Source organism: Natrinema pallidum DSM 3751 (assembly GCF_000337615.1).
Lineage (GTDB): Archaea > Halobacteriota > Halobacteria > Halobacteriales > Natrialbaceae > Natrinema > Natrinema pallidum.
Genome location: NZ_AOII01000042.1, coordinates 26,472 through 51,476 on the forward strand (window position 1 = coordinate 26,472; position 25,005 = coordinate 51,476).

Consider the following 25,005-nt stretch of genomic DNA (forward strand, 5'->3'; position numbering starts at 1 on the left):
ATCGTCGATCGGCCTCGTCCTGAGTCCCGTTCGAGCCGTATCTTAACACATAAACCATTGCTATTCTAGTGCCGGGTATGGAGAACATGGAACGGACGGACGAAACGGACGCACTCGACCGCCGACAGTATCTGAAACTGTCGGGTACTGCGGGCATCGCTGTCACTGGACTCGCCGGCTGTCTCGAGAGCAGCGGCAGCGACTCCCCGGACCCCGACGACGAGAACGTGATCGTCCCGGGAACGGCCGCCGGCTTCCCGCCGTTCGAGATGAAACGGGGGAGCGATCTGGTCGGGTTCGACATCGACCTGCTCGAGGCCATCGTCGGCGAGACCGAGTACGAACTGGCCGAGTGGAAAGACCAGGGGTTCGACGGGCTCCCGCCAGCCCTCAAGGACGGCAAGATCGACGTCATTGCCGCGGCAATGACGATCAACGAGAAGCGCCAGGAGTCCTTCGACTTCACCGACCCGTACCACAGCGCCGACCAGGCGATCCTCGTCCAGTCCGGCGGCGACTTTCAACCCGAGTCGCTCGCGGACCTCGAGGGAACGACCGTCGGTGCCCAGAGCGGAACGACCGGCGCGGTGCTCGTCAAGGACGACCTGATCGCAGCCGGCCTGATCGCCGAGAGCGACTTCAACTCCTACGACAACTACGTGTTGGCGACGGAGGAACTCGAATCCGGAACGATCGACGCCGTCGTGCTCGACGATCCGGTCGCAGAGACGTTCGCGTCCGAGCGCGACGTCGAAGTCGCGTTCGTCCAGGAGACCGGCGAGGAGTTCGGCTTCGCCGTCCGGCCGGACGACGACGACCTGCTCGAGGCGCTCAACGAAGGGCTGGCTGCGGTCCGCGAGAGCGGCAAGTACGACGAAATCTCCGAAGAGTGGTTCAGCGGCTAACCGAGAGATCATAGATGGACCTCACGCTCTGGCTGGGACAGTCCCTGGCAGCGCTTGCACACCGCCCGGACGGAGTCCTCGCCGTCGCGGAGACGGTCCCGGCGCTGGTCGATCCGGTCGCAGCGGGGCCGCTCCAGGCCGGTGATTGGGAGTTCGTTGCGGCGAATGCTGACTACCTGCTCGGGGGGACGGTATTGACCGTTCTCCTCACAGTGACCAGCCTCGTGCTCGGCTTCCTGCTCGGCTTTCCTGCGGGTGCGATCGAGGTGTACGGCGACGGTGTCCTGCGGACGCTCGTCCGCAAGTTCGGCGTGGTACTGCGCGGAACGCCGATCATCGTCATCATGATCTTTACCTACTACGTGTTGCCCATCGAGATTCCGATCAACGCGATCGTCGCGGTCCTGACGGCCGTCGACGCCGCACTCGGGCCGACGCCGTTTACCGTGCCGACGAGCGTGCCGGATACCTTCATGGCGGCGACGCTCGCGCTCGGCTTCCGGAGCGCGGCCTACCAGTCACAGATCTTCCGCGGCGCTTTGGAGAGCATCGACGAGGGCCAACTGGCCGCGGCCAGATCGATCGGGATGAGCCGCTTGGAAGGAATCCGACACGTGGTCGTTCCCCAGGCGCTCCGCCGGAGCGTTCCCGGGTTCCAAAACGAGTTCACGATCGTACTCAAGGACACCTCGATCGCGTTCGCGATCGGCCTCGCCGAACTGCTCAAGCGCAGCCACGATCTGTTCCTCCAGCAGACCACCGCAGTCCTCGAAATCGTCCTCTTTATGAGTCTGATCTACTTCGTCCTGACGTTCGCCGTTAATCGGACGCTCGACTACGGAAGCAACTACTTCGCAATTCCAGGTGACTCGTCGTGACAGTTCCTCGGACGAACGACGGTGACGGACGCACAGCAGACGAACAACGTGGCGACGGCGACGAGCGGACCGCTTCGCCGTCGTCCGCGACCGCGGCGACGGACCCGCTCTTGCGGATCGAGAACCTCCATAAGTCCTACGGGGCCGAGGAGGTCCTGCGGGGCGTTTCCCTCGAGATCGACCGCGGCGACGTCGAGGTGCTTGTCGGCCCGAGCGGGAGCGGCAAGTCGACGTTGCTGCAGTGTCTCAATCGCCTGACCGAGATCGACAGCGGCCATATCTATCTCGGCGACACCGAGGTGACGGCGTCGGAGACCGACCCGAACGAAATCCGCCAGCAGATCGGGATGGTCTTCCAGGATATCAACCTGTTTGCCCACCTCACCGCCCGCAAAAACATTACCCTCGGCCTCCGGAAAGTCCGGGGGATGAGCGCGGAAGCGGCCCGCGAGCGGGCCGATTCCGAACTGGACCGCGTCGGTCTCGCGGACCAGGCTGACTCGTACCCGGCACAGCTTTCGGGCGGGCAGAAACAGCGCGTCGGGATCGCCCGTGCACTGGCGATGGACCCCGAGGTAATGCTGTTCGACGAGCCCACGAGCGCGCTCGACCCCGAACTGAGCAACGAGGTGCTCGCGGTGATGGACGAACTCGTCGACGAGGGGATGACGATGGTCGTCGTTACCCACGAAATGCGCTTCGCCCGCGGCGCGGCCAGCGGTATCACGTTCCTCGCCGACGGGCAGATCGTCGAGCGGGGGCCGCCCGACCGACTGTTCGAGAACCCCTCCCACGAGCGGACCGCGCAGTTCTTCGAGAACATCAGCCACGACCATGACTGAGGGGACCGACGTCACGACCGCGACCGAGCGGGACCCGGTGGCCGGAACGGAGCCGCGACCGACCGCCCGTGACCGACTCCGCAGTTCGTTCGATCGCGCCGGGCACCTGCTCGCCGTGCTCGCCGGACTCGTCTTCTGGGGCTGGCTGCTGACGCGCTGGCTCTACGACTGGGTGCTCGCGCGCGTGGGCATCGGCCCGGGTGCCGGCGAGGCCTTCCTCTCGCCGGCCCCGCTCGAGGCGTTGGCCGCGTCGCTTTCGTCCGCTGCCGGGTCGTTCGGCCCACTCGGCGTCCCGGTCGGCTGGCTCGCGTCCGCGGCCGATGCGGCGGCGCTCGGCGTCGACATCGGCCCGGCGCTGGCGACCGGCGCTTGGTACACGATCGTCCTAACGCTGAGCAGCCTCACGCTCGGGTTCTGTATCGCAGTTCCCCTCGCGATCCTGCGGGTCTACGGCGGCCCGATGCGGTGGCTCGCGCTCGCGTACACGGAACTGATTCGCGGGACGCCGCTGCTCGCGCAACTGTTCGTTCTCTACTACGGGCTGCCGTTGTCGGCCTGGCTCAACGACTTCTCCGTCGTCGGACGCGGGTTCGTCCCGGGGTACGCGTTCTGGATCGCCATCCTCGGGTTCACGATCAACGGCTCGGCCTACCAGGCCGAGTACATTCGCGGCGCGCTCGAGACCGTCGACGAGGGGCAGCTGACGGCTGCGCGCGCGCTCGGCCTGTCGAAATTCGAGGGTATCCGCCACGTCGTCCTGCCGCAGACGCTCCGATACGCGATTCCGGCCTGGACGAACGAACTCGTCTACCTCATCAAGTACTCCTCGCTGGCGGGCTTCATCACGGTGCCCGAACTGTACTATCGCGCCAACGACATCGCCTCTTCCACCCTCGAGTACACGTCGATCTTCGGGCTGCTCGCGATCGTCTATCTCGGTCTGGTGCTGTCGGCGACGAACGTCATGGGCTGCGTGGAACGTCGCGTCGCAGTCCCGGGACTCGGCGGTGCCGAGGGTCGCCAACAGGAGCCAAACGAGTAGCGACTTCGCTATCGGTCCGCCGCTCGAGTCGGCCCCGTTTACCCACGCCACGAACCGACGCGTGACTCCGACGCGAGAACGCCTGCGAACGCGGCGACTTACTCGACCGGCTCGGCATCGGCCGCGGCGTGCTCGAGAAAGAACGCCCTGTGTTTGTACAGAATCCATAGGCCGGTCAGCCAGAGTGTTGCGGCAGCCACGACACTTAGTAGCAGATCGACATCGTCTTGGACAGTCCCCGAGTCGAGAACCTCAAAAAATCCCAATGTAATGTGCAAGCTCCACCCGAGGACTCCCCCGGCGAGACCGATCGGTCGGCCAGTGATGAGCGTCCAGCCGAGACCGATTGCACACACACCGACGACGATTGCTGGCCAGATCCCGAGGAGGTTATCCCCACTAATGCTTTGACTACCGATCCGAATTCCGTTGATGAGGACTAGCCATCCCAGTATTCCGACGCTGAGCGGTGCTGTATTTGTATTCGGCTCGAGCAGACCGCTTCGCGTCGTGGGTCTCGCCAGTACCATCGTCACTACGTGTCTGCTGTCGTAGATGCACGCTCCGGAGACATATCGTCTATCTCATTTAAAAAAGTAGTCAACTGCGTGGACTGCGGTCGATGAGCCGCCGCCGTTCTCGAGGGCACTCCCGCCGGACACCTCTCACTCGAACCGGTTCGAGCGGTCAGTTCGTCGTCGATTTCGAGTTATCGCCGTTATCCGGCGGCGGCTCCGCACCCTCGATCGCTTCGGCTGCGTCGGTGTTTTTCTCCACTTCGACGTGCCAGCGGTCGATCTCGTCCTCGTACTCGGCGAGGCGGTCGGAGACCGCCTCTTTCAGTTCGTCGTCGTTGACGTTGACCTCGAAGACGAACTGCTCGCCGTTGCCGCCGTTGCGCGTCGACTGCTGGACGTTGGCACTGACGAGTTCGTTGTCGAAGTAGTAGGGCGCGAGTTGGGTCATCACGTTCTGATAGACCGTGTCCTCGACGCGGCGCAATGCCTTCCGGCTCGCCGAATCGGCTGCCCGTGCGACGTAATCGACTGATTCCTTCCAGTTGTCGACCGCGGCCCCGGCGTCGTCCTCCTCGAGTTGCTCGTAGGACTCCGAGAGTTTCTCTCCGGCGGTCTTGATGTCCTCGTCCGGCTCTTTTCCGGCTTTCTCGCCTTTTCCTTCTTCGACGCTGGCCTGATCCGCGGTTTTTTCGCTGACGTCGGAGTCGAGGGTTTCGTGGGCTTTGGGACGCCACTCTTCCCACTCCTCGAAGGCGCGCGCGAAGCGCGAACCGGTCTCTCCGTCAGGATCGTCGACGTCGACGTCTCGAAGCGCGCGCGTGATGCGCTCGCCGTGTTCGACGATGTCGCCCCAGTCACCGCGAACTTTGAACCCCGAGATGCTCTCTTCCATTCGGCTGGGCGAGTGGTAGCGTGCGGATAGGTATAAACTTCTCCCGTCGACCGCTTGGACGGCGGTGGTCTGCAGGGAGCTACCGCTCCCCGTCCGTTCCCTTGCCACCCAGCTGCTGGCCGCCGGTCATCATCTGGTCCGGCCGCCGCTTGGCTGCTGTGTTCCCATCGCCTGCCCACTCATCTGTTGGCCGCCCATCTGCTGGCCCCCCATCTGCTGGCCGCCTTCGACCGTCTCGAGTAGCGTCAGACAGGAGTCTATCGTCCGATCGATCACGGTAATCGTCTCGGCAACGTGGGGGTGTTGCTGGAACTGCCGGAGTTCCGGCAGGCCCTCCTCGGCGATCCGGACGAACGTGTCCGCGACCTCCGGGCCAAACATCGAGTCGCGCGCGATCAGTTTCTCGTTGAACTCGGCCAACTCCGCGATGTCACGACAGATCGCCGCGCACGTCGCGAGCTGTGGTCCCTCCGACGCGCACATCTTCGCACACCAGTCGGCGACGTGTGAGAGTTCGGTGAAGTCCTCGAGCGCGATCCGAAGCTCGTTGGTGAGGTGGTTCTCGAACGACTGCCCGCTCTGGATCTCCTGTCCCGCCATCGGTTGCTGTCCGCTACTCATCGACTGCGGCTGTTGGCCGCCGCTCATCGACTGCGGCTGTTGGCCGCTGCTCATCGATTGCGGTTGTTGGCCGCCGGCCATTGATCGCTGTCCGCTCCTCATTGGCTGCTGGCCACTGTTCGTTCCTTGCGGCGCTCCTTGGCTGCCGCTCATCGTCCGCTCGCTGGGCATTCGTGTCGGCTGCTGTTCGGTCCGCCCTCGCCGTTGCTGTTGCTCGTACTGGTGTCCCATCGTTGTTCAGCGCCCGTGATGAGGCATCGAGCGCTACACGGATGGGTTGATTAAACCGGACGCACCGTTACGACCGTTTCCGGCGGCAAACCGCCGTTTTCACCTCGTGACGACGACACGCGAACTCGGACCGCCGGTCCACGCTCGACCCAGTAATCACGGATTAGCTCTTTCAAGGTGGTGTTTCCTGCGCTACCGCTGATTCGGATCGCGAGCTGACAGACGGTCGCCGGTGATCGACACTGTGAACTACCCGGCGAGTGGCTGTACGGGTATGCCGATCGAAAACCGGGACAATGCCTATCTCATTACGCATGGACTGGCGAAGGACACGCTCTCGCACCTGCGCGACGTCGAGACCGAGCAGGTCAGCTTCCGGAAGGGGCTGGTCAAACTCGGCCGGATCTGTGGTTACGAGATCATCGACGGTCGAATGGAGACCGAGTACGTCGAGATCGAGACGCCCCTGGAGCAGACGATGGGCGAGCGCGTCCGCGGGCTCGACGATGTCGTCATCATCAACGTCTTGCGTGCGGCAACACCGTTCGTCGAGGGACTGCTAAAGGCCTTCCCGCGGGCACGACAGGGCGTCATCAGCGCGAGCCGCGACGAGGAAGCCGGCCGCGCGGAGGACGGTTCCTTCCCGATCTCGGTCGACTACGTGAAACTGCCCGAAATTCACGAGGAAGACACCGTCATCATCGCCGATCCGATGCTCGCGACGGGAAGTACGATGTGTACCGTCCTCGAGCACGTCGTCGAGAACGCGGTCCAACCGGAGAACCTGATCGTCCTCTCTGCGGTCTCGGCACCGGAGGGGCTGCTTCGGGTCAACGACGAGTTCGACGAGGCCGACCTGCTGACGGTGTCGATCGACGACCGCCTCGACGACGATGGGTTCATCATCCCCGGTCTCGGCGACGCCGGTGACCGCGCGTTCCGAACGACCTGAGCGCTCGACCGCCGACTGTCACCGAGCGAACGGGTGGCGACGGACTTTTGCGGGTCCCCCGAACCGGGCCTCCTATGGAGTACGTCGTCGTCGATCTCGACGACCTCGAGCGAGTCGCCGAACGACCCTGCGCGGCCTCCGCCGACTGAGCGAGGCGGCGGGGTTGAACAACCTCGCGATCAATCGGTTCGACACGGAGCCGGGCGAACAGCTGCCGCTGGCCTCCTACGGCCACGAAACGCAGGAGGAGGTGTTTCTCGTCCTCTCGGGAACGCTTCACGTCGAGACACCGGGGAGAGGATTCGTCGTCTCCGAGGACTCGATGTTCGCGGTCCAGCCGGACTCGCTACACCGAGCGTACAACCCCGGCGACGCCGAGGGAGCGGTCGGTCGCACCGCTACGACGCGTCCGTCTCGACGGTATCGATTCCCAGCACGGCGTTGACCGGACACCGCTGGATGACCGCCGTTGCGAGGAGATCGCTTCCGGCGATGAACGCCAGCGTGCCGAGCGTGTGCTTCCGGTGTCGGTAGCCCAGCGAGAGCAGTATCGCTGCGAGGACGACCCGCCCGATGCGGTCGGCCCCGCCGACGTTTCTGTCCATGTCGAACCGACGAACGGGAGCGTACGTATAGCTGCTCCTTCTCCCCCCACGTTTCCAGTCGAACCCCGTTCCCGTCGGCGGAATTCGTCTCGGTCGGATCCGGACGAAGCGGGCGTTCGAGCGCTCCTCGCGTCACGCCGCCGTGTCGTCCTCGTCCGCTTCGTCCGACTGCGCGGAGAGGCCCGCGTCGCGGTCGCGCTCGAGTGCTGGCGGTGTCTCGTGGTGGGCCGAGTAGCCGTCGAACCAGCGAGCGATGCGCTCGAGGCGGTCGACGACATGTGCTGGCTCGCCGGAGCGGGAGAGTTCGTGGCCCTCGCGGGGGTAGCGGACGAGCCGAGTGTCGACACGGTGTTTCTTCAGCCCGTGGTAGAACAGCTCGGCGGTGTTCGCCGGCGTGCGGTAGTCGCGGTCCGAGTGCACCACGAGCGTCGGTGTGTCGACGTCTGGGACGGCAGCGACGGGTGACTGCTCCCAGAGGAACTGGGGCTCCTCCCAGGGCGTCGTCCCGAAATCGCCCTCGAGGAGTTTGAAGGCGTCCGTCGAGCCGTAGAATCCGGTGAGGTCGTAGACGCCCCGTTGGGAGACGGCCGCGCGGAAGCGGTTGGTGTGGCCGACCGTCCAGGCGGTCATGAACCCGCCGAAGCTGCCGCCGGTGACGAACGCGTCGTCGGCATCGACGAACTCGCGTTCGCAGACCGCGTCGACGCCGGCGAGGACGTCAGTCAGCGTGACCGCTCCCCAGTCGCGTTCGATCGCTGTCGCCCGGGCCTCGCCGTAACCTGTCGACCCTCGCGGGTTACACCAGAAGACGACGTACCCCCGCGCTGCGAGCGTCTGGAACTCGTGCCACATCGTGCCGGCCGTCGTCCAGTGGGTGTGTGGGCCGCCGTGGATCTCGACGACGAGCGGATAGAGTTCGTCGGAATCGAAGTCGGGCGGGGTGAGGAGCCACCCCTGTAGCTGGCCAGCAGCGCCGTCGCTCTCGAACCAAACTGCTTCCGGCTGGGAGACGGCTCGATCCGCAAGATACTCGTCGTTGACCCGGGTCAGCCGGGTCGTCTCGCTGCCATCCCGTGTCGTCACGAAGACATCACCGGGGTGGTCCCACTCGCTCTGGACGTAGGTGATCGCGTTCCGACCGACGTCGAACGACTCGACGGTAACGCCGTCGCCGTAGATCGCCGTCGGCTCCTCGCTCGCATCTCCGGGCACCGTCCAGACGACGCGCGATCCCCTGTCCGGCGTGCTGAAGTAGAGCGCGTCGCCGTCAGGTCCCCACTGGAACTCACACTGATGACCGACGGTTCGATCCAGCGACTCCGTCGGGGTGGTTTCCGTTCCACTCTCGCGGTCGTGGACGCGAAGTTCCGTCTGGCGCATCGAGGCCTGCTCTTCCGGCGTGTACTCGAACGCGACCCTGCCGTCCGTGGTGGCGTCGATCGAATCGATCCAGCCGGTCGTCTCCGTGAACGCGTCGACCGCATCCGACTCGAGGTCGTGCTCGTACAGCTCGTATTCTAGCGAGTCGTCGGCCGCTTCCCCGGTCTTGGCGGCGTAGTAGATCGTCTCGTCGTCACCCCACGCTGGGGCGACGTAGTCGACGTCCGCGTCGGTCGGCTCCCCGTCGTCGGTGACTCGCGTGACCGCGTCGCCGTCGGGCTCCGGGGTATTCGAGAGCGCCGTCTCGACCTCGAGGACGTAGACGTGATTGCGCCGGCCATCGACGTACGCCATATCCGCGCGGTAGATCATGCGGTCGATCACTCGCGGGTCCGGCTCGCCGCGCTCGTACTCGGAGTCGACCGCCCGATCGCGTCCCATCTCTCGATCGGCCGCGGTGACCTGCTGGGTGAAGAGCAGTCGGGAGCCGTCCGGACTCCACGCGAGGTCGGTGACGCCGCCGACGACCGACGTGACACGTCGAGCCTCACCTCCGCCTGTCGGGACGATCCAGAGCTGCTCGCGATCGTCTCCCTCGCCGCGGGTGCTGGCGAACGCGAGGTACTCGCCGTCGGGACTCCACCGGGGCTCGCTGTCGACGCCGTTGCTGACGGTGAACTGCGTCGGTTCGCCGCCGCCGATCGGAACGACGTGAATCGTCCCCGTGTACGATTCCTCGTCCTCGGGACGCCGCTGAACGAACGCGACGCGCTCGCCGTCCGGCGAGAGTCGGGGGTCCTCGACGCCCACGATGCCGTGGTAGTCTGTCGCCTCGATTTTGTTCATATTTGTTGTCGCATTCGATCGGTTATATATTTCGCCCCCCGTTCCGAGGCAGTGGATCCTCCTGATGGTCCCCGAAATGCCACTCCTCGTCCTCGAGGCCGTCCTCTCGCTGGTCGGGCTGTCCGTCGGCCTCACCGGCCTCTCCGTAACGCTCCCGCTCCGGACGCTCGGACTGGCGATTTTCGTCTCGCTGTCGTACCGGAACGCCACCCGCTCGTCCGGGTCCGAGTTCGGGTCCGCCGCGCCGGCTCCGGCCGACGCGTAACTCTCTCATTACTATTTTAACACGACCGGTCGAAGGTCGGCTATGACCAACCGGGATGCGGCTCGCTCGCGTGTGCCCGACGATGTTCCTCCCCCGGACCGTGCCTTTCGACTCGCGTTCGGCGGCTACATCGGCGTTCTCGTCGCGGGACTCGTGACGGCGATGGCCGTTCTGCGTCGCCCGGCGATGGCTTCGACTGCGGTGACCGGCACGGCCGTCGCCGGTCTGGGAGGCGGGTGTCTCGCTGGCGTCGCCTTCGCGGGACACAGCCCCGGGCTGGCCGTCCGTCTCGGTCGAACCCGACGCCGACGAGCGGCGCTCCTCCTCCCGGCCGTCCCGTTCGGACTGGCGGTCGCCGCATCACTGGTCGGGCCGCTCGAGTCGCGGTTGGCGTTCGTCGCGCTCGTGTCGATGGTTGTCGTCGCTCTCACGGGCGGTCTCGTCACGTGGATGGCACAGACCCGGTACGTGGACGCCGTTACGAGTGACGCGCCAGTCGCCACGTGGCAGTGGGAGCCGCCGAGCAGTCCCACGCTGGACGCCGTCGTGTTCGCCATGTGGCTGCTGCTCGGCGCTGCCAACGCGTATCGCGGCGACTGGCTGCAATCGATCGTGTGGGCCGGTCTGGCGCTACTCTGGCTCTGTAGCGGCCTCACCGAGGGTCGATGGCGGATCGGGTCGATGGGGGCAACGCCCGAAATCCGCGTTCACGAAACCGGACTGGTCAAGCAACGACCGTACACCCGATTGATCGTCCTGTGGGACGATGTCGACCACGTCAGACTCCGAGCGGACGACCTCGTCTTGGACCGTAGCCTGTTCGACGTGCGATTCGACCGCGACGAACTCGCGGCGCTCGAGGCAGCGCACGAGGAAATCGAACGACGGCTTCCGAACTGACCCGCCGATTGACGCCTCGTGGCGGCCGCCCGACGTCTCCCGCGTCAATCCATCACTTGAGGTCGGCGCGGCCGCTCGTTGCGCTCCGAATGCGGTCCCGGAACGCCTCGCCCTCTGCGCGCGGGACGCGCACGTCGAAACTGACCGTGGCCTCGTAGTCGGCCTCGAACTCGTAACCCTCGCTCTCCAGGATCGAGCGCACGGTTCCGGAATCGTCGTATGCGACGGTGATCACGACCCGTTCGTGTGGCCGCTCCTCGACGATGCCGGCCGCTTCGACTGCCTCTGTCACGGCGCGGGAGTAGGCCCGAACGAGGCCGCCGACGCCGAGGTTTGTCCCGCCGTAGTAGCGCGTCACGACGACCGCACAGTTCTCGAGGTCCTGCTGTGCGAGGACGTTCAGCGCCGGTTTGCCGGCCGAGCCGGAGGGCTCGCCGTCGTCGCTCGAGTACTCCCGGAGGAAGTGGCCGTCCGTCTCCTCGTTGCCGGCTCGGACACGATAGGCGGGCACGTTGTGGGTCGCGTCGGCGTACTCCTCGCGAACGGCGTCGACGAACGTTTCGGCCGCGTCGACGGATTCGACGGGCCGGACGTGCCCGATGAACTCCGAGCCCTGGACGACGAACTCGGCGGTGGCCGGTTCCGGAACGGTGCGATACGCCCGGCTCACGGCCGCCCTCCCTCGTCTCGTCGGCGGACGTACCGACGCGGAGACGGCGTCTCGAAGCGGGTCATAGCGGTGCTACGTTGGGCCACGAAAAGAGACCGTCGGTCCCGCCCGTTTCGCCTCGGGGAACGGGGCCGAATCGTGGGAACGTTTCGCTGGGACCCGTACGCTATTGGTCCTCCATGCGCTGTGTGGACACATGAACGGCGAGACCATCGACGCCGAACTCGCGGACGAAATCTACAGTAGCTGTCGGACGACGGTGGGTGACGAACTGCGCAGCATCACGTACTTTACCGCGGACGACATCGAGCAGTTGTACCTCCGTTCGGACCTGGAACAGACTGCGGACCTGATCGGCTTCGCCGAGCACGAGCGGCTGGGCTTTCGCTCGCAGTCGGCCTACCGGAACACGCAACTCGGCGAGTACCAGGCGACGATCCGGATGTTCGAGAACGGTTACTTGTCCCGGGTCATTCGCGGGCCACACGGCGTCTGGGTGACGACCGACGATCTGTCGATGGAACGGTTCGAGGAACTCACCAGCGCACTCGAGTCGATCCTCGACGACTTCGCGGACACCGTCGCCGTCGGGGACGACGACTGACTGTCGGTCACTGAATCTCGATCTTCCGGACGAACGAGAGGTCCCGGATCGCGGTGATGACCTCGCCCGATAGCTCCTCGTCGGTGATCAGGTAGAGCCGCGGTTCGTCGGTGAACTCGGGGTCCTCGCTGATCGTCTGGCGGATCGAGATGTCGTGGTCGGCCAGCGTGCCGGTGACGTCGGCAACGATCCCCTCCTGTTCGGCGTTGGTCACCTCGACGGAGAGGACGGTCAGGTCTAGGACCGGTGCCAGGTCCATCAGGCTCGGTACCTGCGAGATGTTCTGGAAAATCCGCCGTAGCTCGGGGTCCTCGAGAATGACGTCGGTCGTCGAGTCGACGACTCGCCGGTCGACGCCGATCTCGCGGGCGATTCCCGTGTTCGGAATCTCGATGCCGCCGGAGACGACCCGGCCGTCGTCGTTGACCGAGAACCCGCGCTCGAGCAGCAGTCGGATCACCGCCTGCTGGCTCGGCGATCCCTCGAACTTCTCCATGATCTCGTCGAACATTCGTTGCCGAGTGTACGGCCGCGCCGGTATAATGTCCGGTGATCGGTCTCGGCCGGCGTCGGCGGCGACCCGCTCGCGGGTGGCCGCCCGGCACGTCGTCTGACGGATGATTTTTCACCGTTCCCGTGCAGGCCGACACTATGCGCGAACTCCGGAGCTGTGACTTCTGTGGTGCCGAGGCGATCGGCGCGTTCGAGATCGTGCCCCCCGAACTCGAGCCGACCGAGGCCGAACAGCGCCGCGTCGTTCCCTGCCGTGACTGCAAGGTTCGACTCGAGACGCTGCTCGAACCGCTGCTCTCCCGGGCCGGTGCCGAGCGCGAAACCGACGCCGCGGATCGCGATCGGGACGGAAGCCCGACCGACGCGTCCGACGGCTCCGAGGATGTCGTCGCCAGCGCCGGCCGATCGACGGAGAAGCGACGGCGGACCACAAGCCCGAACGCGACCGTCTCGGACGCGTCGGCGGAGCACGACGAGCGGACGAGCCCTCGAGACGACACTGGGGCTGAAGCCGACCGTGACCCTGCTTCCGACCCCGAATCGGGATCGCAGTCGGACGCGCCCGCGGAGCCGGTCCTCGAAGACGGGATCACCTTCGAGCGCACCGAGCGGGCGGCCCGGGACGGCTCGACCGAGTCGGACGAGACCGAGACAGGGACGGCGGCCGCGGCCGATTCGACCGACGGGTCGTCGGACGACGAGTCGCTGTCCGACGAAGCCGCCACGACCGACGCACCGACCGGTCCGCCAACGGCTTACAGCAAGGTCCTTCGTCTCCTTCGCAACCGCGAGTTTCCAATGGACCGCAGCGCCGTCGAGGAGTTAGCGGTGGGGGCCTACGACCTCGAGCCCCACGAAGCAGCGGCGATCGTCGACTATGCCATCGCCGAGGACGAGTTCGTCGACGAACGGGGCACGCTTCGGCGCTCGTAAGCTGACAGCCGTAACCCAGTTCGGTTCTCGCGTCCGCGCGACAAACGGCTACAGCGTCCCCTTCGTGCTCGGCGTCCCCTCCCGTCGCTCGTCGCGTCGCGTCGCGTCGTCGAGGCTCCGGGCGAGCACTTTGAACAGGGCTTCGACCTCGTGGTGGGCGTTCTCGCCGTCGACCTCGAGGTGGAGTGTCAACCCGGCGTGCATCGCCAGCGATTCGGCGAAGTGGCGGGCCATGTCGCTGGTGAACCCGCCGATCCGTGCCTGCGAAAAGCTGCCGTCGAAGTAGAATCGCGGTCGCCCGCTGACGTCGACGACCGCCTCCGCGACGGCCTCGTCGAGCGGAACCCGCCGGTCGGCGTAGCGGACGATCCCCGCCCGGTCACCCAGTGCGTCGTCGATGGCCTCGCCGAGCACGATCGCGACGTCCTCGACCGTGTGGTGGTCGTCGATCTCGAGGTCGCCGTCACAGTCGATCTCGAGGTCGAACAGGCCGTGCTTGGCGAACGACGCTAGCATGTGATCGAAGAAGCCGATACCGGTCTCGACCGTGGCCGTCCCGCTGCCGTCTATCTCGAGCGTACACTCGATCGTCGTCTCGGCCGTCGCACGGGTGACAGTCGCCGTTCGCTCGCTCATGGGAGAGTCATGCCGCCCCCGATACAAGGCGGTTCCGCTCGCCGTAGTCGACGGACCGTCGACCGGGTCGATCGACTCCGATTCCCGTGTCCGTCCCGATTCGCGAATATCGGCTCAAACCGAGTTATAAAATGTCTCCTGGCCGCATGTCGGGTTTCAAAACGTCGTTTGCCACTCCTTAGCGGGAGTGAAACGGTCCGAAACGACGCCAATCTTCGGCCGATTATATACTCCGGTAGCTGAATGTCATACTCGAGAAGAGGTGACCCGTTTCGATGTCCAACCCCTCCCCCGTTTCGAACGAATCGATCGCCCCGTCGAGCCCTGATGCGGAGCCGAGCCGTGACTACGCCGATCGGTTCGTCCGCTCGCTCAAAGGCCCCGCTCAGTTCCTGTCGTTCTGGATCGCTATCGCCCTGCCCTTCGTGCACCTCCCCCTCCTGGCACAGGGACTCGGCGATCCAGCCGTCACGCTCGCGTTCGTCCTCCTGTTGGTCGCCAACGTTTTCGCTCTCTACGTCGGTCACGGCTACAACAGCTAAGCCCGCCGGTCGCCCCTCGAGTCACCGTCGGGAAGCACGAAGAGCACGACCACGTCCGAGGACGGCGATGAACGGGCCGACGAAGAGCATCGCCGGCAGGAGGCGAACACCGCGGCCATTCGGACGTGGTCAGAGTGCTCGTCCGCGTCAGCCACTGGGAGACGGTTCGTCGTCTGCCGCATTGGTTCCCTTCGTCGCTCGCGTCGGCTACTCGTTGGCGTCGACCGCCGCCTGCGCTTCCTCGAGCGTGAAGTTCCCCTCGTAGAGCGCGCTCCCGACGACGACTGCCGCCGCGCCGGCGTCCGCGAGGGTCCGTACGTCCGCGAGGGTCGCAACGCCGCCGCTGGCGATCACCGGGATATCGGTCGCCTCGACCAGTTCGCGGACGGGTTCGGTCGCGACCCCCTCGAGTCGCCCCTCGACGTCGACGTTCGTAAAGAGGATCGCGGCGGCACCGAGGTTCTCGTACCGCTTGGCCGCTTCGACGGGGCTGATACCCGCGCCCTCGGTCCAGCCCTCGACGACGACCTCGCCGTCTTTCGCGTCGAGGCTGACGACGACGCTCTCGGGATGGCGCTCGCTGATCTCGCCGACGATCTCGGGGTTCTCGACCGCCGCCGTCCCGAGGATGACCCGATCGACGCCCCGCTCGAGCAGGGCGACGGCGTCGTCGACGGTGCGGATACCACCGCCCAGTTGCGTCGGTACGTCGACGGCGTCGATCACCGCGTCGATGGCGTCGGCGTTCGCCCGTTCGCCCTCGAACGCCCCGTCGAGATCGACCAGGTGCAGCGATTCCGCACCGGCGTCGATCCACCGCCGGGCGGCCCCGACCGGCTCGCCGTAGGTCTTTTCGGTGCCGCGTTCGCCCTGCACGAGCTGGACGACCTCGCCGTCCTGAACGTCGACCGCGGGGATCACCTCGAACTCGCCGTCTGCGTCGTTGGCCTCAGTACCCATACTCGAGTGCGCGAGGCCGGCGCGAGTAAAGGCGACGGTTTCGTCGACTGCCATCGCTGCGACACTGTCCCCGCGCTGACCGGCGTTATTGGGATGGTCGTCACGGGCCTCCTCGAGTCGAACGAAGGCTACGACGCCATGCAGAATCCCCAAAGTGATTTCACACGTTGTGCTGAAATGACGGTACGTGATGTGATCCCGTATGGATCGAGTTCGAAATCAACTCGCGACTGCGCTGACGGGGCCAGCCGAACGATGAAGCCACGCTATATCGACGCGATTATCGATCTCGCCTACGGCGGTCTGATTTTCGTCTCAGTCGGTTTGATCGTCGTCGAGGGAACGCGAGTCGGGTTAGCGCTCGGGTTAGGCGTCCTCGTCTCGTACGCACTACACGTCATCTGGAAGATGGCACGCTTCGATCCGGAGTGGATGACGACGGAGATGGAAGAGACGGTCGAAGAGGCCATCGAACAGACGATCGGCGAGCAAGTCGACACGGTCCAGCAACGGATCGAAACCGTCGACGAACGTATCGACCGTCGGCCACGCGAGGACGAAATCGAGGATCTCCTCGAGGAGACGGTCGTCGACACCGACGAACCGGACGAGACCGGCGACGCCGCTCGATAGCCCCTCGTCGCCGATACCTTCCGCCGATCGAAAGCCGCGTCCGACGGCCGTCGATCTTCTCTGCGTACGAGACGGCATAACGAATATCCGAATCGACGTGATACCTGTCTCTCAGTATGGTGTCCGTGTTGCTTCTCGTCGGCATTCTCGTGGCCGTTTTCGTGGGATACAACGTCGGCGGTGCGACGACCGGACCGGCGTTCGGCCCGGCCGTCGGTGCCGATGCCATCTCGAAGACCGCGGCCGGCGTGCTGATGACGGTGTTTTTCTTCGTCGGGGCGTGGACGATCGGTCGCCGCGTCGTCGATACCCTCGGCCGCGAACTCGTCCGGGATCCCGGCGTCTTCACGCTCGAGGCGAGTATCGGCGTCCTCTTCTTTATCGGCGCTGCGTTGTTCATCGGCAACTTCTTCGGCGTCCCCGCATCGACGTCGATGACGGCCGTCGGCTCGATCGCGGGGCTCGGGCTCGCCGCCGGCGAACTCAACGTGGCAGTCATGGGCGAGATCGCTATCTGGTGGGTCGTCTCGCCGTTTATCGGGTTCTGGGTCTCGCTGATCATCGGCCGCTACTTCTACTCGGCTCTCAATCGACGGCTCGCGATGGTGCGCAGTGAGGGGCCTCTCTACCGGCTCGATCAGTCCCGTCGGGTCCCGGTTCCGGTTCCGACCGACACCACGAACTGGCGCGAGCTGGGGGGCGTGGCGATGGTAATCGTCATCGGCTGTCTGATGGCCTTTTCTTCCGGCACCTCGAACATCGCGAACGCGGTCGCCCCGCTCGTCGGCAGCGGCCAACTTGCGATGAACCCCGCGATCGTCATCGGCTGTGCCGCGGTCGGGATCGGCACGGTCACGATCGCACGGCGCACCCTCGAGACGATGGGGAACGATCTCACGGAGCTGCCGTTGACGGCGGCGATCGTCACCGCGACGGTGAGCGCCTCGCTCGTTATCTTTCTCTCCGCGATCGGCATTCCCGCGAGTTTCGTGATCATCGCGACGATGTGTATCATCGGTCTCGGCTGGGGGCGGGCGACGCGCCCGATAACGGTGGCCGACGCCGTCCGGGGCGAGGAGTCGGTCCCGCTCTCGGTCGACGCCTTGACCGCCGACGAGGAGGGCGAAACGCTGCCGCCGATCGGCGGCGAGGACCCGGAGCGGATCCCCAGCGCGTCCGACCTCTTCGATCCGGCGACGACGGCCCGCGTAGTCCTCATGCAGAACATCGTCCCGGTCATCGCGACAGGTGGAGCGTACGCCACGTTCCGGTTCGTTCCGATCTTCGGACTCTGACTCGAGGGCGCCTCTCAGTTCGACACACTGTACACTCGGCCCACTCTCGTCTCGCGTTCGGTGAACCGCCTCGGGAGCACGCCCCGAGGCACTCGGCCTGCTCCGCCCGTAGAGCCGCAGACTGTGTCCCGCACCCGCTCGGCCGCCGGTCCGACCCGGGGCCGTGCCGTCCCTGCGTGTTTATTCTTCCCGGTGTGGAACGGGGCGTATGGTTTCACGCGTCTTGGTTCCGATGGAGGACTCGGAAATGAGCGACCGCGCCCTCGAGTACGCCCTTGAGGTCTATCCGGACGCCGAGATAACCGTCTTACACGTCGTCGGCGAACCGTCCCAGATGTGGGGACACGCGACGGGGATTGCACTCGCCGACGATCTCGAGGACGCCGCGGAGGAACACGCGAATGCGGTATTCGATCGCGCACGCGAAATCGTCGCGGACGCCAGCGGCGACGTGGACCTCGAGACCGCGATCGAATTCGGCCATCCCGCTCGTGCGATTATCAACCGGGCGGGTGACTACGAGACGGTCGTCATCGGTACCCACAGTGGGTCCATTGCGAATCGTATCTTCGTCGGCAACGTCGCGGAAAAGGTGTTCCGGAGTTCCCCGGTTCCGGTGGTGGTCGTCCGGTAGGTTGGTGGGCCGCCGTTGTCGTGAAGACCGGACCGACGCACGTCTCAAGCCGCCACGTGTGTCTTCGATTCGACAATGGGAACTGCAAATGGGCGCGTTTTTACGATCGGACGTACGAGTTATCTGCCGTGACAGAAGTACTGCTTATCGTAGGGATTCTCGTCGCTATCTTCGTCGGATTCAACATTGGCGGTTCGACCACCGGACCCGCGTTCGGGCCGGCGGTCGGAGCCAACGTGATCACGAAACTGATGGCGGCGGGCTTGATGTCGGTCTTCTTCTTCCTCGGGGCGATCACCATCGGCCCGCAGGTCGTCGAGACGCTCGGCGGAGAACTGGTGCAGGACCCCAGCATCTTTACCACGCAGTCGAACGTCGCCGTGCTCTTCTTCATCGGCGGCGCGCTGTTCATCGGGAACTACGCCGGCGTCCCCGCGTCGACATCGATGACAGCGGTTGGAGCGATCGCCGCGCTCGGACTCGCGACGGGCGAACTCGACTGGGCGGTGATGGGCGAGATCGTCGTCTGGTGGATCGTCGCGCCGATCATCGGCTTCTGGGTCGCGGGGGTCGTCGGCCGATACTTCTACCCGCGGATCAACGCCTGGATCGCGATCGAGGGGAACGATGGCGGCAGAGAGATGATTACGATCGATTCCTCGGGGTTCGTCCCCCGGTTCCGGTTCGGGGAGAACGCGACGCAACGGGAAATCACCGGTGCGTTCGCCGTCGTCGGAATCGGGTGTCTGATGGCGTTTTCCTCGGGGACGAGTAACATCGCGAACGCCATCGCCCCGATCTACGGGACCGGTGACGTCGACATGGTCCCGCTCATCCTCATCGGTTCGGCGGCGGTCACGGTCGGTTGCTTCACCATCGCTCGCCGAACGCTCGATACGCTCGGCAACGACATCACGAACCTCCCGCTGACGGCGGCGATCGTCGTCGCAGTCGTCGCATCGGCGATCGTGATTTCGCTGTCGATCATCGGTATTCCCGCGAGTTTCGTCGTGGTGGCGACGATGAGTATTATCGGTCTCGGCTGGGGCCGTGCGACCCGGACGACGACGCTGTCGGGCGTCAGGGCCGGCGAGGAGACCCGCGTTTCGGTCGGCGCGCTGACCGCCGAGGAGGAGGGCGAACAGTCGCCCGAGATCGGCGAGGAGGAACCCGAAGACATCCCGAAGGCGTCGGACCTGTTCGATCCCTCGACGACCGCTCGCGTGATCCTCATGCAGAACGTCGTACCGGCGATCTCGACGGTCGGCGCCTATCTCACGTTCCGATTCATCCCGATTTTCGGGTTCTGACCCAACGGCGGTGCTCGACCGGACCGGCCGTTTCCGTTATCCGGTTACCGGATCCGATCCCCCGACCCGGGAGCGTGTCACTGGGCGTCCCTCCGGATTTCGGACCCGGCAACGAACGCATCGGTCCTGCGAATACGTTCGGACATTTCTGTTTCCTCTGCCGTTCGAGCACGGGTCTTGTAACGAACCATGGCATTGTTTCCTCCGAATTGGTCAATTCTGACTCAAAGACAATTTAGGACTGAACAGCAAGCTATACCAGTGCGGGACTCGAATCGCAGAGTGATGCCCACGGTAGAATACCTCAACTACGAAGTACTGGACGATCAGGGCTGGGACATGGACGACGACGACCTCTTCGAGCAGGCCGCCGATGCTGGCCTCGACGAGGAGGACTACGGCTCGCTCGATGTCGCCGAGGGCGAATACATCCTCGAGGCGGCCGAAGCACAGGGCTACGACTGGCCCTTCTCGTGTCGCGCCGGTGCCTGTGCGAACTGCGCCGCGATCGTCTTCGAGGGCGAGATCGACATGGACATGCAGCAGATCCTCTCCGACGAGGAGGTCGAGGAGAAAAACGTCCGCCTGACCTGCATCGGGTCCGCCGAGACCGACGAGGTCAAAATCGTCTACAACGCCAAGCACCTCGACTACCTGCAGAACCGCGTCATTTAAACCGACTGACGGTGCTTCGCCGCGCAGTTATCGATCCCCCCGTTTTCCGGGGTCGCATTGTCACTCTTTCCGCAGCGTCACATCACACGAGCAGCGCCGGCCTCGACGGTCGATTCGCGGGTTCCACATTCGGTTCGTCGCGGCCGGTACGGACCGGTCGGGAGCAGTCGCTCGAAGACGAGTAGCGGGCGGGCCGCGTCACCGCATCGGTCTGCGGCCCGTTCGCGGACGTGCTGTCTCCGTCGCTCGCCCGCCCCACTACTTGAATTACCTCTCAATTGTCATGTGGCGAATGACGCACCAACCGCCACTTCAGTTGGGCTAACATGTCCTGTTGCGATCTATGTCTCTCCCACTCGGAACTATTAATTGAATACTTTTTCAACTGACTATCGATAGCGCGAGCAACGGAGCGGTTACGGCGGTACCTCGAGGACGAGGAACTTTGCGTTTTCCCCGTCTTGCTCGCGCTGGTTCACGTCGCGCTGCCCTTCCAGCGGCGGTTCGACCGGACGGGGTTCGAAACCGGTCGCCTCGAGCCGACTGCTGCATCACCTGCCGACGACCACCCCCCCACCGAATTCCACGATCATGTCCACCACAGACACTACCGACGATTCGATTCGTCTCGCCTTCGTGTGCGTCCAGAACGCCGGCCGCTCTCAGATGGCCACCGCGTTCGCCGAACGCGAACGCGACCGCCGCGGCCTGGTGGACCCCGTCGAAATCCTGACCGGCGGCACCCGTCCCGCCGACGGCGTTCACGAGGCGGTGATCGCCGTCATGGACGAAGTCGGCGTCGATCTCACCGACCGAACACCCAGGGAGATCACGCCCGACGACCTCCGCTCGTGTGACACCGTCGCGACGATGGGCTGTTCGACGCTCGAACTCGGCGACGTGGACAGCCGTCGACGTTCGCGACTGGGCGCTCGAGGACCTGGACGGTCGCGATCTCGAGGCAGTCCGTGAGATCCGCGACGGAATCGAGGCCCGAGTCGCCGCGCTCTTCGATGAGTTCAGCGACGTCTCCGGGAGTTAGCCACTGACCGCTGGCCCGTGCAGGACGAGTTCGTGCACGGCGACGAGGACGACGACGGCGACCACGATGAGCGCGCCGTCGGCGAGCGACGGGAGGAGCCCCAGGGAGACGATCAGCGTCGTCGCGCAGGCGGGCGGGTGGACCGTCTCGGTCGCGAGCATCCCGCCCGTCGTGAGGACGACGGCGACCACGCCGCTGGCGACGACGCGGAACTGTGCGGTCGCGAGCAGCGGCGCGGCCGTGGTCATGCTCACACCGACCCCGGGCGCGATCGTGTGATACGCGACCAGCCCCGCCATGACGCCGATGACGTGACCGCCGATCACGCGCCGCGGCGCGGTCACGTTCCCTTCCCGAACCGTCGCTAACAGGAAGGCGGTGGGTCCCAGACTCGGGAAAATAAACGCCTGGCCGGTCAGCCAGGCCAGCAGGCCCGGAACCGCAAGCAGCACGCCGACGTACAGGGTCGAAACCGCCGCGCCCTCTCTCATGGGCGGCCCCTTGTCAGTACCGACGGATATACCGTTTGTTCCGACGCTTTTCGCGGAACCGGCGCATTACCGGTGGCCGTGGTCGATACCGCTCGTCGTTTCGTTCCGCGGTCACGTCGCGACCGTCCGCCCGGGAGGCCGAAAACGTAAGGGGACCGCGCTTCGGAGGAACGGTCGTGACGCTCGCTGGTGCCGTCGCGACGGGTCCGGACCTCCTTCGACTCGTCGCCGTCCCCGTCTTCGCCTGGACCGCGTACCGCGACATCGAGACCCGCCGGGTCTCGAGCACCGTCTGGATACCCCTCTCCCTGCTGGGGACCGCGCTGTTGCTCTGGGACGGCTGGCTGGCCTGGCACGCCGGCGGGACCGCCTGGACCGACTCGTTCCTGATTCCGACGGCGATCAGTCTCGGACTGGTCGTCCCCATCGCCTACCTGTTCTGGTGGTTCGGCGGCTTCGGCGGGGCCGACGCCAAGGCCCTGCTCGTCCTCGCCGTCCTCTTCCCGACGTTTCCCGAGTACGCGCTCGGCTCGTGGACGCTCCCGCTCGAGCCGACCACGACGATCGGTGCGTTCTCGTTTACCATCCTCACCAACGCCGTCCTGGTCGGCGTCGTGTTGCCGCTCGTCCTCGCCGTTCGCAACGCCGCCGCGGGACGGATCGCACCGGTCATGATCGTCGGCTGGCCGGTCGCGTGGGATCGGGTGCCGGAGACTCACGGTCGCCTGCTCGAGACGCCTGCGGGACTCTCTCAGGGCGGGCTCGATCTCGACGCGCTGCGGATGTACCTCCGCTGGCGGGGGCTCTCGCTGTCTGAGCTTCGCGACCGACCCGATCGGTACCGGAACCCGGCGACGCTGCCAGCCGAGCCGAACCCGCCGACCGACGGCGCGGTGACCGCGGATGGACCCGTTTGCGGGGACGGCGGCACGCTCGAGTCGGCCGCCGACGACGCGGGGCTCGAACGGGAGTCCGAGATGCCTTCGGCGTCCGACGACCCCTGGGGTGCCGCGGCGTTCTTGGACGATATCGACGGCTCGGCCTACGGGACGACGCCCGAGACGCTCCGCGACGGGCTCGAGGTGCTCGCGACCGCGGAGACGGTCTGGATTTCGCCCGGGACGCCGTTTCTCGTCCCGATCTTCGTCGGACTGCTGATCGCGCTGGTGTACGGCGATCTCCTGCTCGGAACGGTGTTCTGACGGGAGATGGCGACGCGCTTCGCTTTCCCGACGCGGTAGCGAGCGCCGAACGGCGTTTCACGTCGCCCACACGAACGGGCGGCGGACGGCACGACGCGGGTGCTCCGGACGGGATCGCCTCCTCGAGTGCCCGCGAGGAGCACCCGCCCGAGGTGGTCGTAACGTGTTACTGTAGCCGCTTACAGCGTCCGCTCGTACAGCGGGACGAGCACCGTCCAGAAGAGCACGAAGGCGACGCCGACGCCGATCAGCGCCAGCCACGGGTCGCCCCTGCCGGTCGGCGCGCCCATCGCGAGGAGGACGAAGGTCCCGGCGAACAACAGACAGCAAACGAGGACGCTGCCGAGTTCGAGAGCCACGGCGACGGGATGGGCACGCAACTGGGCGACGATGCCGGCGAGGGCCATACCCGAGCCACACACGGGGACGGCAAAAACGTCACGGCACTGGGACCGCCGACGGCAGCCGTCGCCGACAGCATCGTCTTCGCGACGCGTCGCTGCCGGTCGCTCGAGCGCGCCCTCTCGGCCGGCCGCGTGGGCTGGCGCTCGAGGCGGACGGACGCGGACGCCGTCACGGTTTGGATGCTGTTCGCGTCGCGCCGACACGGAGCGGCGACTCCCACGCCCGGGTCAGGCTCGAGACTCGATGTCCGCGGCGATGTCGTCGAGTTCGTCGTCGGCGAGGTCGGGGCGATCGCCCGTGATGGCGTGAATGGGGCCGCCGCCGTCGCCCTCGAAGCGGGGGACGATGTGACAGTGGACGTGGGGGACCTCCTGCCCTGCCGCCTCGCCGTTGTTGAACGCGACGGTCGTCGCGTCGGCGTCGACGCTCTCCTCGACGGCGGGGACCATGCGGTGAACCGTGTCGTAGAGGGCTGCGGCGACGTCGTCCGGCACGTCGTTCAGCCGCTCGTACTCGTCTCTCGGGATCACCAGCGTGTGGCCCGGAGCCAGCGGGTTGGCGTCGAGGAACGCGACGGTCGTCTCGTCTTCGTACACGATTCGCGCCGGGATCTCTCCCTCCACGATCTGGCTGAAGATCGTACTCATACGCGGGTATGTGTCGGCTCGGCGTATGAAGGTTACCGACGAGTCGATCGGGGATCGGTTTCGATCGGACAGTTGGCGGCGTCCGCGATGTGCCACTATTGTATCGTTTGATATCGCTGTCGTATCAACTACTGCTGTCGTATACGTGGTCCGGGCTTGTGAGGTCAATTACAATGAGTTCTTGTTCGTCATCCCATGTCGCTTTGTATCTTGTTGTCTTCTCTGGTACGATGTCGTATTCATTTAAGAACGCTCTACAGTTGACTTGTCCACCGTGCCCTTCTCGGTCACTTTTTCGAACCTTATACGATGCATCCGTCTCATCGACTCTCGGATGGAGGCCAACTTTCTGGTTCACAGCGTCGTTGAACAGCTCAACGTAGTCCTTTTCCTCGAAATATTCCGAGACAGCCGCATGATTAATTCCTACTGTGCCGCTTTTGCGAAGCGAAACACGAGGTCCAACTCCGGATTTGCCACCTGCTTTACCACCTTTCTTGGTAAACTTCTTGAACCCCATATACTCCAATATATCCTCATGCATAATATGTCTTTCCCACTTACTTCTTTTACGGTTGTTTTTGCAACACTGACCTACTGAATTCCACCCTTCGGATAAATCAATGTGTATCTCTACCGTTTCCAGTTTACATGATCGAGCGCCTCCTGCAACGTACTGTCGTTCATGTCTCCCTTCAGTGCGGCGACATCGAATGAACGCCTAAGCGTGTCTGCGGTAGTTTTGCAACGGTTGCTTTCGTTCAGTCTTCGTACTTTCTTGCTTCTACAACTCACTCGCTATCTCTTTCCCTCGGCGTTGTGCATCTTCCTCGAACATGGAACTGTCGTAGTGTTTCCGGAGGGTATCAGGAGCTGCGTTTACTCGACCACTGATTACCTCCCACGAAAGCTATTTTCCCCGCATACGGGTGACTG

General features: G+C 65.0%; 30 protein-coding genes and 1 pseudogene. 18 read left to right on the forward strand and 13 right to left on the reverse strand.

Annotation, left to right across the window (positions count from 1 at the left end):
- Positions 1–77: 77 nt before the first annotated feature.
- From C487_RS07180 to C487_RS07195, 4 genes are all read left to right on the forward strand, one after another.
- A complete protein-coding gene (locus C487_RS07180) occupies positions 78–905 on the forward strand; it encodes a basic amino acid ABC transporter substrate-binding protein (protein ID WP_006185048.1) in 828 nt (275 codons plus the stop codon).
- 14 nt (positions 906–919) lie between these two features.
- Positions 920–1,783 (forward strand): amino acid ABC transporter permease, encoded by an 864-nt coding sequence (locus C487_RS07185; protein ID WP_006185049.1) that lies wholly within the window; start codon positions 920–922, stop codon positions 1,781–1,783.
- Between the two features lie 110 nt (positions 1,784–1,893).
- Positions 1,894–2,625: an amino acid ABC transporter ATP-binding protein gene (locus tag C487_RS07190; RefSeq protein ID WP_049908007.1), complete on the forward strand. Its 732-nt coding sequence runs from the start codon at positions 1,894–1,896 to the stop codon at positions 2,623–2,625.
- Positions 2,618–3,667 (forward strand): amino acid ABC transporter permease, encoded by a 1,050-nt coding sequence (locus tag C487_RS07195; protein WP_006185051.1) that lies wholly within the window; start codon positions 2,618–2,620, stop codon positions 3,665–3,667. Before C487_RS07190 ends, C487_RS07195 begins: the two co-directional genes overlap by 8 nt.
- A gap of 98 nt (positions 3,668–3,765) precedes the next feature.
- Here the strand turns inward: C487_RS07195 and C487_RS07200 are convergent, their stop codons facing one another.
- The 3 genes from C487_RS07200 to C487_RS07210 form a co-directional block, all read right to left on the reverse strand.
- Complete coding sequence (locus C487_RS07200) at positions 3,766–4,197, reverse strand: hypothetical protein (RefSeq protein ID WP_006185052.1); 432 nt, start codon at positions 4,195–4,197, stop codon at positions 3,766–3,768.
- Positions 4,198–4,354: 157 nt separating this feature from the next.
- Positions 4,355–5,077 (reverse strand): DUF5828 family protein, encoded by a 723-nt coding sequence (locus C487_RS07205; protein ID WP_006185053.1) that lies wholly within the window; start codon positions 5,075–5,077, stop codon positions 4,355–4,357.
- A gap of 129 nt (positions 5,078–5,206) precedes the next feature.
- Positions 5,207–5,929, reverse strand: a complete 723-nt coding sequence (locus C487_RS07210) for a hypothetical protein (protein WP_238705317.1) — start codon at positions 5,927–5,929, stop codon at positions 5,207–5,209.
- Positions 5,930–6,203: 274 nt separating this feature from the next.
- Here C487_RS07210 and upp point away from each other — a divergent pair, with 274 nt between their 5' ends.
- A complete protein-coding gene (upp, locus tag C487_RS07215; protein WP_006185055.1) occupies positions 6,204–6,881 on the forward strand; it encodes a uracil phosphoribosyltransferase in 678 nt (225 codons plus the stop codon).
- 163 nt (positions 6,882–7,044) lie between these two features.
- Entirely contained in the window at positions 7,045–7,326 is a 282-nt protein-coding gene (locus C487_RS07220; protein WP_006185056.1) for a cupin domain-containing protein, read from the forward strand.
- Here the strand turns inward: C487_RS07220 and C487_RS07225 are convergent.
- On the reverse strand, positions 7,280–7,486 hold the full coding sequence (locus C487_RS07225) for a YgaP family membrane protein (protein WP_006185057.1): 207 nt from the start codon (positions 7,484–7,486) through the stop codon (positions 7,280–7,282). The two genes, C487_RS07220 and C487_RS07225, sit on opposite strands and share 47 nt — an antisense overlap.
- Before the next feature lie 132 nt (positions 7,487–7,618).
- Positions 7,619–9,712, reverse strand: a complete 2,094-nt coding sequence (locus tag C487_RS07230; RefSeq protein WP_006185058.1) for a S9 family peptidase — start codon at positions 9,710–9,712, stop codon at positions 7,619–7,621.
- A 76-nt stretch (positions 9,713–9,788) separates the two neighbouring features.
- On the opposite strand from C487_RS07230, the gene C487_RS07235 reads away from it, so the two are divergent.
- Both C487_RS07235 and C487_RS07240 read left to right on the forward strand, forming a co-directional pair.
- A complete protein-coding gene (locus C487_RS07235; protein ID WP_238705318.1) occupies positions 9,789–9,977 on the forward strand; it encodes a hypothetical protein in 189 nt (62 codons plus the stop codon).
- A 42-nt stretch (positions 9,978–10,019) separates the two neighbouring features.
- Entirely contained in the window at positions 10,020–10,877 is an 858-nt protein-coding gene (locus C487_RS07240; RefSeq protein WP_006185060.1) for a hypothetical protein, read from the forward strand.
- Positions 10,878–10,929: 52 nt separating this feature from the next.
- Here the strand turns inward: C487_RS07240 and C487_RS07245 are convergent, their stop codons facing one another.
- Complete coding sequence (locus C487_RS07245; RefSeq protein WP_006185061.1) at positions 10,930–11,547, reverse strand: IMPACT family protein; 618 nt, start codon at positions 11,545–11,547, stop codon at positions 10,930–10,932.
- Between the two features lie 196 nt (positions 11,548–11,743).
- On the opposite strand from C487_RS07245, the gene C487_RS07250 reads away from it, so the two are divergent.
- Positions 11,744–12,151, forward strand: a complete 408-nt coding sequence (locus C487_RS07250) for a DUF7522 family protein (RefSeq protein ID WP_006185062.1) — start codon at positions 11,744–11,746, stop codon at positions 12,149–12,151.
- A 7-nt stretch (positions 12,152–12,158) separates the two neighbouring features.
- Here the strand turns inward: C487_RS07250 and C487_RS07255 are convergent, their stop codons facing one another.
- On the reverse strand, positions 12,159–12,662 hold the full coding sequence (locus C487_RS07255) for an amino acid-binding ACT domain protein (RefSeq protein WP_006185063.1): 504 nt from the start codon (positions 12,660–12,662) through the stop codon (positions 12,159–12,161).
- A 140-nt stretch (positions 12,663–12,802) separates the two neighbouring features.
- Between C487_RS07255 and C487_RS07260 the strand changes: the two genes are divergently transcribed.
- Positions 12,803–13,597 (forward strand): prolipoprotein diacylglyceryl transferase, encoded by a 795-nt coding sequence (locus C487_RS07260; RefSeq protein WP_006185064.1) that lies wholly within the window; start codon positions 12,803–12,805, stop codon positions 13,595–13,597.
- A 48-nt stretch (positions 13,598–13,645) separates the two neighbouring features.
- Here C487_RS07260 and hisB read toward each other — a convergent pair whose 3' ends face one another.
- Positions 13,646–14,233, reverse strand: a complete 588-nt coding sequence (gene hisB, locus C487_RS07265) for an imidazoleglycerol-phosphate dehydratase HisB (RefSeq protein WP_006185065.1) — start codon at positions 14,231–14,233, stop codon at positions 13,646–13,648.
- A gap of 275 nt (positions 14,234–14,508) precedes the next feature.
- Between hisB and C487_RS07270 the strand changes: the two genes are divergently transcribed.
- Complete coding sequence (locus tag C487_RS07270; RefSeq protein ID WP_006185066.1) at positions 14,509–14,775, forward strand: hypothetical protein; 267 nt, start codon at positions 14,509–14,511, stop codon at positions 14,773–14,775.
- Between the two features lie 207 nt (positions 14,776–14,982).
- On the opposite strand, the gene hisA is transcribed toward C487_RS07270, so the two are convergent.
- Positions 14,983–15,735 carry a 1-(5-phosphoribosyl)-5-[(5-phosphoribosylamino)methylideneamino]imidazole-4-carboxamide isomerase gene (gene hisA / locus C487_RS07275; RefSeq protein WP_049908009.1) on the reverse strand — a complete coding sequence of 251 codons (753 nt, stop codon included), beginning with the start codon at positions 15,733–15,735 and terminating at the stop codon, positions 14,983–14,985.
- A 255-nt stretch (positions 15,736–15,990) separates the two neighbouring features.
- On the opposite strand from hisA, the gene C487_RS07280 reads away from it, so the two are divergent.
- The 6 genes and pseudogenes from C487_RS07280 to C487_RS07305 all read left to right on the forward strand — a co-directional run bounded on the left by C487_RS07280 (position 15,991) and on the right by C487_RS07305 (position 21,324).
- The gene (locus tag C487_RS07280) at positions 15,991–16,368 is read left to right on the forward strand and encodes a hypothetical protein (protein WP_006185068.1); all 378 of its coding nucleotides are present in this window, start codon (positions 15,991–15,993) and stop codon (positions 16,366–16,368) included.
- A gap of 116 nt (positions 16,369–16,484) precedes the next feature.
- Complete coding sequence (locus C487_RS07285; RefSeq protein ID WP_006185069.1) at positions 16,485–17,663, forward strand: inorganic phosphate transporter; 1,179 nt, start codon at positions 16,485–16,487, stop codon at positions 17,661–17,663.
- Between the two features lie 208 nt (positions 17,664–17,871).
- Positions 17,872–18,297, forward strand: coding sequence for a universal stress protein (locus C487_RS07290; protein WP_006185070.1), 426 nt, complete (start codon positions 17,872–17,874; stop codon positions 18,295–18,297).
- Positions 18,298–18,425: 128 nt separating this feature from the next.
- On the forward strand, positions 18,426–19,607 hold the full coding sequence (locus tag C487_RS07295; protein WP_006185071.1) for an inorganic phosphate transporter: 1,182 nt from the start codon (positions 18,426–18,428) through the stop codon (positions 19,605–19,607).
- Between the two features lie 285 nt (positions 19,608–19,892).
- The gene (gene fer / locus C487_RS07300) at positions 19,893–20,282 is read left to right on the forward strand and encodes a ferredoxin Fer (RefSeq protein ID WP_006185072.1); all 390 of its coding nucleotides are present in this window, start codon (positions 19,893–19,895) and stop codon (positions 20,280–20,282) included.
- Between the two features lie 591 nt (positions 20,283–20,873).
- Positions 20,874–21,324, forward strand: a pseudogene (locus C487_RS07305) (arsenate-mycothiol transferase ArsC).
- On the opposite strand, the gene C487_RS07310 reads toward C487_RS07305, so the two are convergent.
- Positions 21,321–21,815, reverse strand: coding sequence for an HPP family protein (locus C487_RS07310; RefSeq protein WP_006185074.1), 495 nt, complete (start codon positions 21,813–21,815; stop codon positions 21,321–21,323). The pseudogene C487_RS07305 and the gene C487_RS07310 overlap by 4 nt on opposite strands.
- A 176-nt stretch (positions 21,816–21,991) precedes the next feature.
- On the opposite strand from C487_RS07310, the gene C487_RS07315 reads away from it, so the two are divergent.
- Complete coding sequence (locus C487_RS07315) at positions 21,992–23,017, forward strand: A24 family peptidase C-terminal domain-containing protein (protein WP_006185075.1); 1,026 nt, start codon at positions 21,992–21,994, stop codon at positions 23,015–23,017.
- A gap of 179 nt (positions 23,018–23,196) precedes the next feature.
- Here the strand turns inward: C487_RS07315 and C487_RS07320 are convergent, their stop codons facing one another.
- From C487_RS07320 to C487_RS20220, 3 genes are all read right to left on the reverse strand, one after another.
- On the reverse strand, positions 23,197–23,424 hold the full coding sequence (locus C487_RS07320) for a hypothetical protein (protein WP_006185076.1): 228 nt from the start codon (positions 23,422–23,424) through the stop codon (positions 23,197–23,199).
- Between the two features lie 225 nt (positions 23,425–23,649).
- Positions 23,650–24,069, reverse strand: coding sequence for an HIT family protein (locus C487_RS07325; protein WP_006185077.1), 420 nt, complete (start codon positions 24,067–24,069; stop codon positions 23,650–23,652).
- 124 nt (positions 24,070–24,193) lie between these two features.
- Positions 24,194–24,589, reverse strand: a complete 396-nt coding sequence (locus C487_RS20220) for a hypothetical protein (RefSeq protein ID WP_138651521.1) — start codon at positions 24,587–24,589, stop codon at positions 24,194–24,196.
- Positions 24,590–25,005: the final 416 nt, after the last annotated feature.